We start from the raw sequence: 15669 nt of genomic DNA, 5'->3' as shown, positions 1-15669 counted from the left end.
AGGTGTAGATTTTGGCTGAAACGATCAAGGGTATTAATGTCGTTATCGGAGCAGAGACAAAAGGGCTATCGGCTGCTTTATCAGATGTGAATAAACGTAGTAAGGATTTACAGGGTGAGCTAAAACAGATTGATAAGCTGCTTAAATTTGACCCTGGGAATACGGAGCTATTAGCACAGAAGCAGAAGATTTTAACGGATGCCATTTCAAACACTTCGGACAAGCTTCAAACCCTAAAGGCAGCGCAACAGCAAGTAGCTGACCAATTTGCGCGTGGCGATATCACAGAAGGTCAGTACCGTGCTTTTCAAAGAGAGCTTGTCCAGACTGAACAGGAATTGAAAAGGCTACAAAACAGCCTGAACAGTTTGAACGTGCCAACAATTAACGTTGTCATTAATGGAGACACCAAGGATTTATACGCATCATTGGACGGTGTTAACAAGCGTAGTAAAGAGCTGCAAACGGAACTGCGGCAAGTGGACCAGCTTTTGAAATTTGATCCAGGTAACACGGAATTGCTTGCTCAAAAACAAAAGCTTCTATCCGATGCCATTTCCAATACATCCGATAAGCTGAACACGCTTCGCAGCGCTCAACAACAGGTCACAGAGCAGTTTCAGCGTGGCGAGATATCGGAAGAACAGTATCGAGCTTTTCAACGTGAACTAGTTCGCACAGAACAGGAACTTCAACGGTTTGAAAACGGCTTACGTGAAGCCCGTGGAGAACTGGACGATTTAAGCGATGAAGCAGGCGATGCAGGCAACAAGATAGGGGAAGTCGGGGAAAAGTTCAAGGCGGCAGGCGATAAAATTAAAGGTGTCGGCGTAGGACTTACGGCGGGTGTTACTGCGCCGCTTGTGGCTATCGGTGCGATAGCTGGGAAAACGGCAATGGATCTAGACGCGGCAGCGGGGAAAATGGAAGCTTCCCTGGGGATCACGGCAGAGGAAGCGGAAAAGCTGGCTGTTGCAGCTCAGGGTATCTGGAAGAACGGATTCGGGGAAAGCCTTGGAGAAGTCGATCAGGCGCTTATCACCACCAAAACCAATATTCGTGGTTTGAATGATTCAACTCTGACAGATTTAACCCAAAAAGCAATGATCCTCAAGGAAACATTTGATGCTGAGGTAAATGAAACGACCCGGACTGCATCGGTCTTGATGAAGAACTTTAAAATTTCTGGATCAGATGCTATGGACCTTATCACCGTAGGTTTTCAGCGTGGTGGTAACTTTTCGGATGAATTGCTGGATACCTTACGGGAGTATGCTCCACAGTTCAAGGGATTGGGCTACAGCGCCGAACAGTTCACCGCTATTCTGATTGCTGGTGCAGAAAAAGGCGCGTTCAATCTGGATAAAATTGGGGACAGCGCAAAGGAAGCCTTTCTTCGTATCGGAGACGGTAGCGGTGGTTCGCGCGACGCATTAAAAGCTTTGGGTTTGGACTTCAAAAAAGTGGAGAACGACATAAACAGCGGCGGGGCATCAACCCAAAAAGCATTTATGGCTGTTACAACAGCTATTTCTTCCATCAAGGACCCGGCAAAGAGGGCGCAAACTGCTGTTGCTCTCATGGGTACACCGCTGGAGGACTTAGGGCCTCAGTTCCGTGACTTTTTCGCCACGGTAAATACTGACCTGGGAGAATTTAGAGGATCAACGGATAAAGCGGGAGCTGCACTTAAAGATAATTTGGGTGACCGATTCACGATCTTAATTCGGAACCTACAAAGCAGTTTGACCCCATTAGGGGAAACACTGGTAAGCCTAGCCGAAAAAGCTCTGCCTCCGATCACACAGGCCGTGGACACCCTTGCGACTGCGTTTTCGTCTATGTCTCCATCTATGCAAATGGTTGTGCTTGCTATAGCGGGTATTTTAGCAGCCATTGGCCCGCTGGTTGTAATTTTCGGCACCATTATATCTTCTATAGGTACGATCATCACAGCCTTTAGCGCGGTATCTGGAGCCTTTGCCGCTTTTGGTCCGGTTGTTGCTGCACTGACCGGACCTATAGGTATAGTAATAGCGGCAATAACCGCTTTAGTGGCGGGTCTGACCTATCTATACAACAACAACGAAACGGTGCGTAATGGGCTTAATGCCGCTTGGGAAGCTATCAAGGCGGCGGCGATGGCCATCTTTGGAGCAATTAAAGACTTCTGGGACCAATGGGGCGGGCAAATCACTGAACTGTTTCAAGGAATGTGGGATCTAGTCAAGTCTGTATTTGACACCGTTATTAACGCGATTGCCGATGTGGTCAAGTCCGTTTTTGACGGTATAAAAGCTTTTTGGGATAAGTGGGGCAAAGATATTACCATATTCTTTAAAGCGAATTTGGAAGCCTTAAAGCTTATCTACGGCACTATTTTTTCGGCAATCTTTGAAGCCATAAAATTTATATTCAATGAGATTAAAGCCTTTTGGGATAAATGGGGCAGCACCATTATTGAAGCCTTTAAAGGGATTTTTACAATCCTGAATACCATCTTCGGTGCAACATTTAACGCGATATTTGTTGTGATCAAATCCATCTTTACGCAAATTAAAGCTTTCTGGGATACCTGGGGAGCTACAATAACCACGCTGTTTAAAACTGTATTTGCAGTGGTGAAGACAGTTTTTTCAGGTACTTGGAACGCTATCAAAATCATCATCGAAACCGTCATTGGGGTTATCTCTGGCATTATTAAAACATGGCTGGCTATTTTCAAAGGGGATTGGGCTGGAGCTTGGGAAAATGCAAAGTCCGTTGTTACGACGATCTGGAACGGCATCACAGGATTGTTTAAAAACGCGTTCCAGACGATGGTTAAAATCGGTCAAGATATCATCCGAGGCCTTATAAAAGGTATCGGTGAAATGAAGGATGCGGCTGTTAAAAAAGCCAAGGAAATAAGTGAGAGTGTCGGGGGTTCTATAAAAGAGTTCTTTGGTATTCATTCACCGTCCCGATTAACTACAGAATATGGTGAATACATCGCGCAGGGCTTGGCAAACGGGATTGATAATAAATCTAAAGCAGCGGAAAAATCCGCCAAAAATACAGCAAAAAAGGTGAATGATGCTTTTAAAGAATCGTTTGCCAGCGCACAGCATAAATACAAAGTCGGTACGCTGGATACGTCACAGTACATTGCTGCTCTGCAAGGTGTGCAGGGACAATATGCTAAAACCTCAGCGCAATACCGCAAAGTAACAGAAGAAATATCTAAGGTAAACAAGACTTTAACCAAGGAACAGGAACAGGCGCTAAAACAGTCTTTTGACAACTCTAAAGCGTGGATTGATAAGCAGACTCAAGCGAATCAGCTTTCGTTGACTCAGCAGCTTGTAGCCTGGGAAAAGGTACAGGCACGGTATAAAGCTGGATCAGAGCAACGAAAGGCAGCAGAGGAAGCAGCGGGAAAGGTGAGACTGGAGATTTATAATCAGTTGAACCAAGCGGGCGATGACTTTTTGGCCAAGACTAAAGCCATCAATGAAAATGTGGCGGCTGAAGAATTACGGCTGAATCAGGTATATGAACAGGCCGTAGAGCAGCGAGCGAAATCTATTAATGATTTTGCTGGCTTATTTGATGCTGTCGTCATGAAGTCAGAGACAACCGGACAACAACTCTTAGATAATTTGCGCGGTCAGGTGGATTATCTTGCTACCTGGGCCTCAAGCATTGAAACACTGGCGGCACGAGGCATTGATAAAGGTTTGCTGGAGGAATTACGACAGATGGGTCCGAAAGCTGCGCCTGAGCTTGCAGCGTTGAATGAATTGACAGATGCCCAACTAGCGGAATATTCAGAGCTTTGGCGTACCAAGTCCGCAGAATCACGGGCTATTGCGGTGCAGGAGTTACAAGGAATGCGGCAAGACACTGACCTTCAGATTCAACAGCTTCGTGCCAAGGCTAACACGGAAATGGACGGTCTGAAAAAGGACTTTGAAGCGAAGGTAAAAGCAATCCGGTCCGGTACCGTTGGTCAGTTTAACGCAATGAAAGCTGATCTTCCGACGATCGGTAAGCAGGCCATGCAGGGGTTGTTAAATGGTTTATCTTCCATGCAGGGGGCTGTAACAGCTAAAGCACGCGAGATTGCCAATTCTGTTCGTACTACCATGCAAAAAGCGTTAGACATTCATTCCCCTTCCCGCGAAATGGCGTGGATCGGTGAAATGGCTGGTCAGGGGCTTGTACAAGGTATGGCAGGCATGATGTCCAGTGTTAGGCAGCAGGCGCATGAAATGGCTGTAGCTGTTCAACCTTCTGTGTCACCAACAACAGGTGATGCCGCTGCAAGCGGGACAACCACCATTAACATGGAAGGCTTGTTTGCTGGAGCAATATTTAACGTCAGACGGGACGAAGACATTAAATCGTTGGCTAAAGAGATGGCGTATGAATTATTTGCGCTGACTCAGGGAGCCGCACGCGGGGCAGGTGGAACACGTTGATTGATGAGATGATATGGCTTGGTGGGAAGTCCAATGCTGAATTGGGCTTTTTTGTGCTGGGTACGTCCAAACGTCCGGGGTTACCAAACACGGTAGACCGGACGTTATCTATCCCAGGGCGCAACGGGCTGTGGAATTATGGAGCCGATCATGAGGCTAGAAACTTTAACTATGAATGTGCTTTTATCACAAAAGATTATATGGAGTTGCAACAGCGGGTCATGACCTTAGCTGCACATTTGGTGGACAGCTACGGCAAGCCGCGGGAGTTAGAGCTAAAGCAACGGGAGCGTCCGGGGCAATCTTTCGTAGTTCAATATGCAGGGAGTTTTGATGTGGAACGGATTATGGGTGTAGGAAAATTTTCCTTGCCTTTAGTCGCTTTTGATCCGTTTGCCTATGGTCAGGAGCGCATAACTGAATTGCATATCACTGAGTCCCCTCAAGAGATTCAAGTATTTAGCGGTGGCAACATTAGAGCTTTTCCATATATCGTTCTGACCAATGTGGGAACAACGACTTTGCGTAGCTTCCGTATTGCGAACGAATACCAAGTAGAATAGGAGGTCTTTATATTGGCAGACATAATACTAAGTAAGTCGAACTGGTGGAAAACAGCCTGTATTAATGCGGCCTTGCGTGGGATTAACTTTGCTTCTCCTCAAGCGCTATACATTGCCCTATACACCAGTAGTCCAACCGATGCGGATACAGGGCAGGAGGTAAGCGGTGGAGGCTATACGCGCCGTGCTGTGACGTTTTCTGAACCAGTTATAGCGGATCGACGCGCCGTTACTTCCAGCGTGGGGGATGTCTCTTTCCCTATAGCTGGAGCAGATTGGGGCTTGGTAACTCATATCGGCATTCGCACGGCGGCAACAGGGGGCAATCTTGTATATCACGGGGCAGTCAAAACACCGCGCACGGTCCAGACGAATGACACACTTCGGTTTCTGGCTGGGCAAATAAAAGTAGACGAAGGGTAGGTGTGAAGCGTGGAAAAAATGTATCCACCAGTGGTGAACTCTCCTAAAACTGAGCTTGCAGAACTGATCACAGACACGCAAACCGAAATTACAGTCGCCAACGCCGCTGTGCTTTTACAGGGCGAGGGTATTGCTGTTTTAGGCAATGGGGATGTAGCAGAAACCATTACGTATACAAGCGTAAAGGAAAACATTCTGAAAGGCTGTGTACGTGGCTATGAGGGTGTTGCCCGTGCTTGGCCTGTCGGTACACGGATTGCACGCAATTTCACGGCAGCGGACTTCCGGGCAGTACAGGGCAATGTTACTGAGATTGATGAAAAGGTAACAGACTTGTCCGCTACGGTAGCCGAGAAGACTCAGAATGCATCTTTAACTAAAAAGGGTGTTACCCAACTCTCCAAGGCAGTCAACGGGACACGGGATGATATAGCGGCTACAGAGAGTGCAGTAAGTTCTGCGTATGGCCTAGCAAATAGCGCATATCGTAATCGAGGCAATGCACCAGCAAACTGTAATGATGCCACCCTATCGGGCAGCTACAATGTGGCTCTTTCCGCATGGACAGGTTTTTCGAACTATCCACCCGGAGCCTATACCTATGGCAAACTTGTGGTGAATTACGACAGCGGTGCTATTGTTCAAATGTACTTTTCACATGATAATCCAGGTCGTGTCTATACACGAATTGCGTTTGCTGGTGCTGACTGGAGAGAGTGGACGGAAATTTTCATGACTCGTGGCGGAGCAGTATCAGGCACAATTACAGCATCTTCGCCTATTCCCCTGGCATCCGTAATTCCTGGACAACCGTCATGGGTGTTTCATAGTAGTGCGAGCGGAAGCTTCTTCATCGCCCCATCTTGGACTAACGGAAAAACTGATTGGAACTTTGACCGAGGAATAAATGTATCACGCGACAATGTTATTATCGCTACTTCTAGCGGCACAATATCGGCTGACAATTTAGTAGAGATGTATAGAGGAGTAGGAAGCCCCGAGGGAGTGATTGTTGCCCCTGTGGGTGCGTTTTATCGTAATAGAGTCGGAGGAACCGGATCAACGCTCTACATTAAAGAGTCCGGCTCAGGTAATACAGGATGGAGGGCGGTCTAATGATTAAAGATGTAGTGGTACTAGATGGACAAGTAATTAATATTGGTCCATGGGATTACAAGCTTCTGTCTGTTATGGTATCACCAGCCGAGCATGATGATGAGGGTAACGTAACAAAAGAGGCTGTTTACGAGGATCGGGTCACCAACCCATTACCAGAAGGAGCTGTTATTGAGCAGCAGGAAATTGAAGTTGCACCGGATGGCGGTCTGATTGTAAAGGGTTCTGCACAACTGACCAGTGATGAACTTCTTGGGCAGCAACTCGCTGAAATGAAGATTCAAACCATGCAACAAACTCAACTTTTAGCCAGCATGGGCGCTGAACTGGCAGCTACAAAATTGGAACTAATCAATCTGAAAGGGGCTAATCAATCATGACATTTTGGACTCTTGCTTTTAAGTGGAACTGGGTAACGGCAGAGAAATTGAAGGGCGCAGTAATCACGGAGACAAACCGTTTCGGAGAAATCACACCGGAAGAATACAAGACCATTACAGGCGTGGACTTCCAGTAAGGAAAATTTTCCTTGCCTGATAGGAGGACGCTATGTTTAATGGTGGATTTAATAGCCTTGGTTTTAATATAGGGGATGTAGAAGGGAACATTATTGACCTTTCTGCATCTCTTTCTGGTTCCGGGCAAATGTACTCACGGAAGGTGGAAACGGATGGAACCGAAAGCGATAATGCGTTCAATCTTATGGCTTTTAATGTGGACGAACCTGGTACCGTAACGGAATACATTTTGGAGTTTGTTTTGGATATGACTGCCGCTGCGGAGTTGTCCGGTGAAGGTCAGGCGCAGGCTGATTTTGTCCGTGAATATGCCTTGGAAGCTGTACCTATGTCTGGTGAGGGACGTATGACAGATGCCGTGTATATCCGTGATATATTGGCGCAGGCTGTACCTATGCACGGCGAGGGCCGCATAACAGCAGATGCCAGCCGATTCCACACAGATTATATCGAGCTTATAGGATTATTCGCGCCAGGAGATAAAGTCATTATTGATTCAAAGAACCTCAAAATTACAAAGAACGGCCGGAATGCTCTGCATGAGATGCAGGGTAATTTTTTTGATTTGAACTTGGGAAATAACGTCCTAACGTGGACAGACCCGGAAACAGGGCGTGACATTTTGTTCCGCATCACCTACCGGGATCGGTTTGTATAAGGAGGAAACATGAGGACACATGTGACAGTTTATGATTTACAAATGCGCCGGGTGGCATTTCTGGAAAATGCATTCGATATTGGTTATGACGCATCAATGAACGCACTTTGGACAGCTCAATTTTCTTTGCCTGCTGGGGATGAAAAGAACGCCGAATGTCAACCGTTGTACTTCGTAGAAATATTTGATGGTGATGTTCGACTTGAGTTGTTCCGCATCCTATCCAGTGCGGCAAAGCGCGGTAGCGGCGGGGAAACAATCACGTATCAGTGTGAACACGTTTTAGCTACGCTGCTGGATGATGTGCTGTTTCAATATCACACGGTTGGTAATTTGGGTTATTACACACCGCAAGTACTTAAATACATTCTGGATCGGCAGACTACGCAGCGTTGGCGGCTGGGTGATATTCAATTCACACATCAATTCGAATATAACTGGGAAAATGAAAACCTTCTAGGCGCTCTTTTTTCCGTACCCCAGCCCTTTACGGACGAATACATGTGGACGTTTGACACAACAGCCTACCCGTGGACTCTGAACCTTGTACAGCCTTCTGGACGAGAAGAAGCATACATTCGTTACGGTGTGAATTTGCAGGGCATAGAAAGGAAAATAGACCCGTCTCAGGTTACTACGCGCATTTATGGCTTGGGCTATGGTGAAGGGGTTAACCAGCTCACTTTCGCTGATATTAATGGTGGTAAGCCCTATATTGACGCAGAACCGGAATACATTCAGCGCTTTGGTCTTGTACAAACCATTTTTGCGGACAAGCGTTTTGAATTTGCTGACACCTTATTAGCACGGTGCCGGGCCATGCTCAATGAACTGAAGGTGCCAAGCATGCAATATACGGTTGATGCCGCTGAAATCTACGCGATAACAAAGGACCCTATTGACCGTTTTAAAGTAGGGGCTATGGTTCGGGTGCAGGACGCGGAAATGGGCATTGACATTAAGGCCCGAGTGGTCAAGGTAGGCAAAAGCAACATTCTGGGACAGCCGGGAGCGGTAAAATTGGAGATTGCCAACAAAACACAGGATATCGCCAGCAGTATAGCGGACTTACGGAACCGTATGCATATAAGCGAGGTATACGCGCAGGGGGCAACCAACTTGGATACGAGGGACTTTGCAGACAATTGCGATCCAGACCATCCAGCCATACTGAAATTCTATGTACCTGATGAAACTGTCCGAATTAATAAGGTTATGCTGTCTTTCCAAACTGAAGCTTTCCGGGCATACAGTAAAGCCATTGAAGGCGGCGGGGGTGTCAGTACAACAACGGCAGCGGGTGGGGCTTCTGTACCATCCACATCCACGTCAGCAGTTCAAACGCCAACAACTACTACACTAGCGGCAACTGTTGAATCTTCTAGTCCATCTGATGAATGGGATCAGTTTGCTACTTACGTTCCCGATGCAGTAAGCGCCGAGGGAGATCATAACCACGGTATACCTGACGGTACAAACCTTATGACAAGCACAGGGGAAACAGTCACATTTTCCATGTCCGGTAAACATCGGCATGTGCTGACCTCAGAACATAAACACAGGGTGACAATTCCTGGACATAGTCACCAAGTGACGATTCCTGGTCACAATCACACGGTTGAAATACCGGAACATACGCACGAACTAAATATCCCAGAACATACCCATGAAATTGAGTATGGGATTTACGAAGGTCCTCAGCCAAAGAACGTTTCTATTATGGTGGATGGTAATACAGTCCCGATAAGGGAGACTAGCGGTAACGACATCAATATTATCCCTTATCTGTCCAAGGATGGAGATGGACGAGTATCTCGCGGAACTTGGCATGAAATACAAATAGCGCCCAATAGTTTAGGGCGCGTTATTGCAAACGTGGTGACTCAATTGTTTGTGCAGAGTCGCGGAGGAGGCAATTATTGAGTTATTCCCAAGGTTTGTAGAGTATCACTACCTAAATAAGTAACGGCATTCTTAAACATAATTGAGGCTGTTTTTTCGGCATTGGTAAATGTTTTCCCGTCTTTTTTATCATACATTGAGACTGGAAAAACAACTTTGTTTTCTCCATAGGAAATGGTGGTTTCGTTGCTCATAACATATTTAATACCATATTTTTCATTAGCCTCACTAGCTGGAATCCATGTAACTTTTTTCTCAGTAGGTTGGCTTGTAGTTTGACTCACTGTTGAACCTCCTTCCGATTTAGATTGCAAATCAATCTTCTTGCTCTTTGCATCAAATTGCAAATCATATCCGGTCAACCCGGCAACCTCTCTGACTGGTAAATATGTAGTGCCTTTATATACGAGTGGATCTGATTTAAGTGTTTGCTGCTGACCATCTACAGTAATTGCATATTTACTTACTACAGCTTGGACAGTTGGGGAGGTAGCAGCTACAGCCGCCGTTGCCGATCCGATCAACATACCAGCTACTAAACCGATTATCATTTTTTTCAAGGGGTACAGCTCCTTTTTTCATAGATTATACCATTTATTACGGTATTTCAGACTAAAAGTTTTAGTTATTTGGGGGAGGTGATCAGTTATGCAATAACAAAATATCTACCTGTGTAGTCCCTGGAGTGGTCAGGGGCTTATTTTGTGTTGGAATAATTAAGAGACGGAGGAAATTAAGTGGATAGATTGGATTTAGTATTTAAATGGTTTACTGCTGCTGGTAGTACGGCAGCAGCTTATTTTTTTGGTGGCTGGTCTGGTGTGCTAGGCGTATTACTGGTGTTCGTAATCTTTGACTATATAACCGGGTGTGTAGCAGCAGGGGCAACAGTTGGATTAAAAAGCAAAGTTGGCATGATCGGTATTGCCCGTAAGGTATTCATCTTTGCAATGGTTGCTGTGGGGCATCTTGTGGACGGTGTGCTGGGAGATAGCCACTTGTTTAGGGATACAGTGGCCTACTTCTATATGGCAAATGAACTGCTATCGATCATCGAAAACGGGGGAAGGCTGGGCGCACCTATCCCTCCTGTTATCCGGCAGGCTGTTGAGGTATTGAAGGGAAAAGGCGGTAACGATAACGACAAAGGAGCTGATAAGTAATGCAAATGCGCAAAATATCAAAAGCGGGACTAAGTTTAATTAAAAATTCCGAGGGCTGTCGCTTGTATGCATACAAGCCTGTACCCACTGAAAAATGGTGGACCATCGGCTGGGGACATTACGGCCCGGACGTTAAGCAGGGCATGACCATTACGCAGGAACAGGCGGACGCAATGTTGGCCGAGGACATGGGTAAATACGAAGCTTACGTTAACAACCCGGCCTACGTCCCAGTTACGGATCAGCTCACACAAAACCAGTTCGACGCACTTACAAGTTTTTGCTACAACTGCGGTGCAGGCAATCTCAAGGCGCTCTGTAAAGGTCGCACAGTCGCACAGATTGCTGCCAGTATCACCAAATACGACAAGGCCGGGGGTAAGGTGCTAGCTGGTCTGACACGGCGCAGACAGGCCGAGCTTGATCTTTTTAACACACCGTCGGATTCAACGGAGGATAAAAAGGAGGACAAACCAGTGAGCCAAGAAAGAGATATTAACGTACCCAGCAAGTGGGCAGCCACAGCGTGGGCCGAGGTAACGGCCAACGGGTATTTTGACGGGACGCATCCTGAAGCGCAGATCACACGCGAGGAATCCGCAATCGTGATTAATCGGCTAAGGAAAAATTTCCTAGCCTTGATTGCAGGGGTTAACGGTAACGTGACCGACCTGGACGAACGCCTGAAACAGATTGAATCAGAAGGATAATTGGAGTAGAATAAGGACAAATCCCAAAGCATCGGTAAAAAGGACCTCACTGGCATAACGCTGGTGAGGTCCTTTTTTTATGAATTTTGTATCATTCTCAGGGTGTTTTGTGTAAACTATAATTAGATGAAGGGGGGGGATGATCAATGGAAAAGCATGTCATATACTATTACTATACGGTCGGAGAACAATTCGGTACCGTAGATGGTGAAAGCTTTTTTGTTTTGGAATCTTACCACATTGCTGGTTTAACCAATCCCCGGGATTCAAAGAGATTTAATCTAAAACTTCGTCCCTTCGAGCTTCAACAAAACAATCTGTACAATCTAATTTCTAAATCTGAAAAATTAAATATACAAATTCTAAAAGTTGAATTTGATGATATTGATTACGAGTTAGAAGAAGAATTTAAGGATGCTCTAAGGGGCCGATCTACTTCACATATTTACGAAATAGCTGAAATTATTCGGTCAGAGAACGTTGACATCAGTGCCGTTACTTTTAATTTCAGAGGTCGTCAATATCGAGTTACCAAATATGCCGTAGCAGAAATAATTGGAGACTGGGATGAGATACCTTCTTTGACTCTGGAGACTCCATTAGCAATGGTTATTGGTTTCAAGAAGTTCCCAACTGAAAGGACGTTTGGATATTGAACCAATATTTGAAAATGATACTTACCCAAACGTTTCAATTTGCTCTCATTCTAGTTTTCTTTCATGGGTCAACAGGACAACCATGGTTTGAAAATAAAGTAAGAGATACGATAATTCTGTTAGTGAGTTACTTTGTCTACATGGTGATTCCTTTTTTTTCATGGTTATTTCGACCTCTGGTTATAACTTTGAAACAAGAAAGTAGATTAGGTGGTGGAGTTGATGTGACCCCAATTCTACTAGAAAACGATGCTATGAAAACTCACCAAACACTTAGAACTGTTAATTTATCGATCGAGATTGTTAGGAGAGGTAGCATATGGTGGAGAATTCTAATTTGGTTTCTAAGGCAAAGAACAGTTAACATTGTTATACATGCTACTCCTGATGAGTTATTGATCCAACCGCCTGATTCATTACTTCTTAATGATGTATCAATGGGAGAAACTGGCTTTAGTATAGATATCAGCCTCCTCATAAAAAGTATGAGGGCAGGAAGCGGAAAGTTCTCTATTAATAAGTCATTTCCATACATTGTTGCAGATCATCCCGATATTCATATATCCCACAACTTAAGTGCGATAGTTCAGCCAAAGCTATACATTGGGAATAAGCCTTCCAGGTTCTTGAAACTATTTATTAAATTTGAAACAAATAATCATAAGATTGTTTTTTTCAGAAGATAGGAGATGAAGTATATTGGCAGCCTTTGATTTTGATAAGCGTCTGACTATTTGGGCAATGGACCAGATACATACACTAGATTCTATAATGGATGTTTTAAGGATGGATTACAATCTACCTATCGACTATCTTTCAGATAGAGATGATTTAACCTCATACGAAAAAACGTTACAAATAGAGTGGCGTCCTGCTGATAGTGATGAGTTCTCTGTGGAAACTCTTCGAGTTGGAGATGAAGACTATAATTATATTTCTGCTATAGGCAAGTATGAAGATAGTCTGGGTGAAACAAGAGCTGTGATTGATGAAAGAGTTGTTTTACCGAGAGAGTACCGTGTGTTTAATAAAACAGTTGATGCTGTTTTCTTTGAAAATCATGGCCGAGTTTACTGTATTCTTGATGTAAGCGTAAGCCAAGAAAAAAGGGTTAGATCTGTTCTGTTTGGTCAAGGTTACAAAAGATTGAAAAAGGAGGAATGGGGCAAGGTTCAACATGAAAAATTAGCCCAGTATACTCTGGATAGCGACTTCTTCTATTGGCTCTTTAACAAACGTGGCCAAAAGATTAATATTCAGAGTGTCGAAGGTAGAGAAGACTACATTATAAGTCTTATTGATATTCATGCCGTTTCTCAACTCTCAGAAAGAGAAGTGTATGATAACAAGAGTGAAGGTGCGGGAGTCCTAGGGTCTCTTCCTACCTTGTCAGGATTAGGAATCAATCAGAGCGTCTATGAGGGTGGATTACACATTGTAATGCCAGATATGCAGCTTCTTACTAAAGTTACAAACTCTTGTACTTGCGTACTTGATTCTTCTCGTTCTGTCATTTCGAAAGAAGGAGAGACGGGGTCGGTTATGGATGAATTCCCCAAAACGTCTATTCTAATCTACACCATTCTATTCCCAGGATTGCTATCAAGGTATCATGCTGAGAAGATTAATGGTGAATGGTCTGCTGAGAAGGGTGAGCAGCAGAGAAAAGCCTGGGCTTTAGATGTAATTAAGCAGCTTGCCTCAGATAATGCTATTACCTTGGAAGATATTGAGGAAGTCCTTTATTAAAAGAACTTGTTAATATTATAGATTTTACACATTACAAAATAACTCTGCTAACTCTAATTGTTCAGCAGAGCTTTCTCGTTGATCAGTTTTAATTTAGAGTAGATGTGATAAAGCAAAAGACCTCCATTAAAGCTAGTCATCACTTTGTTGTCTAAGCTTAAGGACATGGTCAAAGTAATGTAAGTAATCAGCCCTTCGTTTTTATTCCGAAGGGCTGATGTTTTCTTTATTAATATATGGGGCAGTTATGGGGCAGTCAATTGTATATTCAACGATTGTACATGCTGCTCATGACTACCCTTATTCTTTAAAAACGTTAATCCATCTATCTTTTGACTGAGATTGACTTCCTATGAATAGGGTGGGAATCAGCCTTCCAAGCTGATAGCGTGGGTTCGATTCCCATCACCCGCTTACGATTTTTAAAATTTCGAAACCCTTGTGACTCAAGGGTTTTTATTTTGTTTGCAATAAGAATATATTTTAGCCGGGATACCAATGGGGGATCCCGGCTTTTTGCGTTCCTACGAACTATTTTCACGCTGATAAATAATACAATATTAAATATTTTTCTTATATGCTATAAATAAACAGATAAAAAGAACTATTTACCATTTTGCGAAAAAAGTATAGTCTCGTAATTGGAATTTAATATAAAAAAAGGATGGTGTAGCTGCGATGAGAAAAATCTCTTTTCTTTTAGCTTTAGCCTTTGTGTTTTTTACTTTTTCAGCAAGTGCTACGTTCGCTGCGACTGATTTCCCAAATACGTCGACGAATGGCATGATTGGTTTTGCTGGACAGGCTAAAAGCGAAACGGGAGCTTCAAAGCCTGCTACAACAGGGGGCAAAAATGGTCAGGTCATCTATATCAATAATCTAAACGAATTGAAAAATCAGCTAGGGGACTCAACACCTAAAATTCTGGTCATCGAAAAGAATATTTCTGCTTCTTCTAAAACCGTGATCAATATTGGTTCCAACAAATCGCTAATCGGCTCTTATGCGCAAAATAAGCTAATCAATATTCATTTGAAAACAACAGCTAACTCGGGAAATGTGATCTTTCAAAATTTAACTTTTGAGCACAGCGCCAGCATTAATGGCAATGATGATATCCAGCTATATCTTACTGCGGGCACAAATTATTGGATTGATCATGTTACTTTTGCAGGTCATAATTATAATGCAAATGGCTCGGATCTGGACAAGCTTTTGTACATAGGGCAATCGGCTGATTATGTAACCATTAGCAACTCCAAATTTGCTAATCATAAATATGGCCTTATTCTGGGTTATCCAGATGACAGCAATAAAAATTATGATGGCATGCCGCATATTACAATTGCTAATAATTATTTTGAAAACTTACTTGTACGCGGTCCAGGTCTGATGAGATATGGATATTTCCATGTGAAAAATAATTATATTAATAATTTTCAGTTGGCTTACACAATAGCAACCAATGCACGAATTTATTCCGAAAATAATTATTTTGGAAAAGGTAGTGAAAAGGGTGGTATTCTGGATGATAAAGCCAATGGTGAATTTAAAGATGTAGGTAGTTTTCCAGCCATCACCAACCAAAAATCGCCTGTGACCCGATGGAATCCGAGCAAGAACTACAGTTATCAAGTTCAAACCCCTGAATATACTAAAGAATTTGTAACTAAGTATGCAGGTTCGTCCAATACAACGTTGGTATTTGGAAAATAAAACTGGTATTGCAAAAATACTGTGATCTGCTA

General features: G+C 43.9%; 15 protein-coding genes. 14 read left to right on the top strand and 1 reads right to left on the bottom strand.

Annotated elements, in window-relative coordinates; translation table 11 throughout:
- The first annotated feature begins 11 nt into the window (after positions 1-11).
- Genes G7035_RS00825 through G7035_RS00790 form a run of 8 tightly spaced genes read left to right on the top strand, consistent with a single transcriptional unit; the run spans position 12 to position 9664 of the window.
- Positions 12-4463 (top strand): phage tail tape measure protein, encoded by a 4452-nt coding sequence (locus G7035_RS00825; RefSeq protein WP_019686680.1) that lies wholly within the window; start codon positions 12-14, stop codon positions 4461-4463.
- Positions 4460-5026 (top strand): phage tail domain-containing protein, encoded by a 567-nt coding sequence (locus G7035_RS00820; protein WP_019686681.1) that lies wholly within the window; start codon positions 4460-4462, stop codon positions 5024-5026. The genes G7035_RS00825 and G7035_RS00820 overlap by 4 nt, the downstream gene beginning before the upstream one ends.
- A 12-nt stretch (positions 5027-5038) precedes the next feature.
- A complete protein-coding gene (locus G7035_RS00815) occupies positions 5039-5449 on the top strand; it encodes a phage tail fiber protein (protein ID WP_019686682.1) in 411 nt (136 codons plus the stop codon).
- A gap of 9 nt (positions 5450-5458) precedes the next feature.
- Complete coding sequence (locus G7035_RS00810) at positions 5459-6565, top strand: pyocin knob domain-containing protein (protein WP_019686683.1); 1107 nt, start codon at positions 5459-5461, stop codon at positions 6563-6565.
- A complete protein-coding gene (locus tag G7035_RS00805) occupies positions 6565-6945 on the top strand; it encodes a hypothetical protein (RefSeq protein ID WP_019686684.1) in 381 nt (126 codons plus the stop codon). Before G7035_RS00810 ends, G7035_RS00805 begins: the two co-directional genes overlap by 1 nt.
- On the top strand, positions 6942-7082 hold the full coding sequence (locus G7035_RS00800; RefSeq protein ID WP_019686685.1) for an XkdX family protein: 141 nt from the start codon (positions 6942-6944) through the stop codon (positions 7080-7082). Before G7035_RS00805 ends, G7035_RS00800 begins: the two co-directional genes overlap by 4 nt.
- Positions 7083-7114: 32 nt before the next feature.
- Positions 7115-7741 (top strand): phage distal tail protein, encoded by a 627-nt coding sequence (locus G7035_RS00795; RefSeq protein ID WP_019686686.1) that lies wholly within the window; start codon positions 7115-7117, stop codon positions 7739-7741.
- A gap of 9 nt (positions 7742-7750) precedes the next feature.
- A complete protein-coding gene (locus G7035_RS00790; RefSeq protein ID WP_019686687.1) occupies positions 7751-9664 on the top strand; it encodes a phage tail protein in 1914 nt (637 codons plus the stop codon).
- Here G7035_RS00790 and G7035_RS00785 read toward each other — a convergent pair.
- The gene (locus G7035_RS00785) at positions 9658-10194 is read right to left on the bottom strand and encodes a stalk domain-containing protein (protein WP_230877441.1); all 537 of its coding nucleotides are present in this window, start codon (positions 10192-10194) and stop codon (positions 9658-9660) included. The two genes, G7035_RS00790 and G7035_RS00785, sit on opposite strands and share 7 nt — an antisense overlap.
- A gap of 186 nt (positions 10195-10380) precedes the next feature.
- Between G7035_RS00785 and G7035_RS00780 the strand changes: the two genes are divergently transcribed.
- From G7035_RS00780 to G7035_RS00755, 6 genes are all read left to right on the top strand, one after another.
- Positions 10381-10806, top strand: coding sequence for a phage holin family protein (locus tag G7035_RS00780; RefSeq protein ID WP_019686689.1), 426 nt, complete (start codon positions 10381-10383; stop codon positions 10804-10806).
- On the top strand, positions 10806-11516 hold the full coding sequence (locus G7035_RS00775) for a lysozyme (RefSeq protein WP_019686690.1): 711 nt from the start codon (positions 10806-10808) through the stop codon (positions 11514-11516). Before G7035_RS00780 ends, G7035_RS00775 begins: the two co-directional genes overlap by 1 nt.
- A gap of 146 nt (positions 11517-11662) precedes the next feature.
- Positions 11663-12172: a hypothetical protein gene (locus G7035_RS00770; protein WP_019686691.1), complete on the top strand. Its 510-nt coding sequence runs from the start codon at positions 11663-11665 to the stop codon at positions 12170-12172.
- Between the two features lie 224 nt (positions 12173-12396).
- Entirely contained in the window at positions 12397-12858 is a 462-nt protein-coding gene (locus G7035_RS00765) for a hypothetical protein (RefSeq protein WP_147288164.1), read from the top strand.
- A 13-nt stretch (positions 12859-12871) separates the two neighbouring features.
- A complete protein-coding gene (locus G7035_RS00760; protein WP_019686693.1) occupies positions 12872-13921 on the top strand; it encodes a hypothetical protein in 1050 nt (349 codons plus the stop codon).
- Between the two features lie 678 nt (positions 13922-14599).
- Positions 14600-15637 carry a pectate lyase family protein gene (locus G7035_RS00755; RefSeq protein WP_019686694.1) on the top strand — a complete coding sequence of 346 codons (1038 nt, stop codon included), beginning with the start codon at positions 14600-14602 and terminating at the stop codon, positions 15635-15637.
- Positions 15638-15669: the final 32 nt, after the last annotated feature.

This window comes from Paenibacillus polymyxa, assembly GCF_015710975.1.
GTDB classification, from domain to species: Bacteria; Bacillota; Bacilli; order Paenibacillales; family Paenibacillaceae; genus Paenibacillus; species Paenibacillus polymyxa.
Note: the sequence above shows the minus strand (reverse complement) of the source record. Positions and strands in the feature narration are given on the sequence as shown.

Coding starts and splice junctions, on each gene's coding strand:
- G7035_RS00805 (WP_019686684.1), top strand. CDS start 6,565: ATGATTAAAGATGTAGTGGTACTAGATGGACAAGTAATTAATATTGGT.
- G7035_RS00800 (WP_019686685.1), top strand. CDS start 6,942: ATGACATTTTGGACTCTTGCTTTTAAGTGGAACTGGGTAACGGCAGAG.
- G7035_RS00795 (WP_019686686.1), top strand. CDS start 7,115: ATGTTTAATGGTGGATTTAATAGCCTTGGTTTTAATATAGGGGATGTA.
- G7035_RS00790 (WP_019686687.1), top strand. CDS start 7,751: ATGAGGACACATGTGACAGTTTATGATTTACAAATGCGCCGGGTGGCA.
- G7035_RS00785 (WP_230877441.1), bottom strand. CDS start 10,194: ATGATAATCGGTTTAGTAGCTGGTATGTTGATCGGATCGGCAACGGCG.
- G7035_RS00775 (WP_019686690.1), top strand. CDS start 10,806: ATGCAAATGCGCAAAATATCAAAAGCGGGACTAAGTTTAATTAAAAAT.
- G7035_RS00770 (WP_019686691.1), top strand. CDS start 11,663: ATGGAAAAGCATGTCATATACTATTACTATACGGTCGGAGAACAATTC.
- G7035_RS00755 (WP_019686694.1), top strand. CDS start 14,600: ATGAGAAAAATCTCTTTTCTTTTAGCTTTAGCCTTTGTGTTTTTTACT.